This is a genomic window from Acinetobacter sp. ANC 3813, from assembly GCF_002135435.1.
Classification (GTDB): domain Bacteria; phylum Pseudomonadota; class Gammaproteobacteria; order Pseudomonadales; family Moraxellaceae; genus Acinetobacter.
Genome location: NZ_NEGK01000021.1, coordinates 1 through 930 on the forward strand (window position 1 = coordinate 1; position 930 = coordinate 930).

Genomic DNA, 930 nt, shown 5'->3' on the forward strand with positions numbered 1-930 from the left:
TTGGACCTGCTGGCGCTGCTGTATCTGGCGCAGTCACTGCTGTGCCCGCTGATTCACCGCCTGCATCTTTCGCTGTTACCGTGACTTCTTCACCATCTACAAGCGCCGGGCTCAATGGAACGGTGTAGCCGCCATTTGAATCCGCTGTAATCGTTGCAATCGGGTTGCCGTCTGCATCTTTCACAGTAATCACTGCATTTGGTTCGGTTGTACCGCTGATCGATGTACCGTCTGGACTAATTGTCGCAGTTGGAACTGCTGGCGCTGCTGTATCTGGCGCAGTCACTGCTGTGCCCGCTGATTCACCGCCTGCATCTTTCGCTGTTACCGTGACTTCTTCACCATCTACAAGCGCCGGGCTCAATGGAACGGTGTAGCCGCCATTTGAATCCGCTGTAATCGTTGCAATCGGGTTGCCGTCTGCATCTTTCACAGTAATCACTGCATTTGGTTCGGTTGTACCGCTGATCGATGTACCGTCTGGACTAATTGTCGCAGTTGGAACTGCTGGCGCTGCTGTATCTGGCGCAATTGCAATTGCTGGTAAAGACTCATTATTTGCTGCATCGGTTGCAGTTACTTCAACTTCTTCACCATCTACTAATGGCACAGGAAGTACTACAGTAAAATCACCGTTACTATCAGCAACTCCATTGCCAATTTCATTACCTAAAACATCATATACTTTGATTGATGAATTTGGTTCAGCAACACCTTTTATTTCCGTTCCATCAAAACTATCAATCTGAGGTAGATCTGGTGCATCAGAATCGCTGTCAGAGTCAGAATCCGAGTCGCTGTCAGAATCCGAGTCGCTGTCAGAGTCAGAATCCGAGTCGCTGTCAGAATCCGAGTCAGAGTCACTGTCAGAGTCAGAATCCGAGTCACTGTCAGAATCCGAGTCACTGTCAGAGTCAGAATCCGAGTCAC

At 49.4% G+C, this 930-nt stretch carries 1 protein-coding gene; it reads right to left on the reverse strand.

What is annotated here, in order from left to right; all coding sequences use genetic code 11:
- Positions 1-930, reverse strand: a 930-nt coding sequence (locus tag B9T34_RS18770; RefSeq protein WP_228147485.1) for an Ig-like domain-containing protein, incomplete at both ends; no start/stop codon positions are given.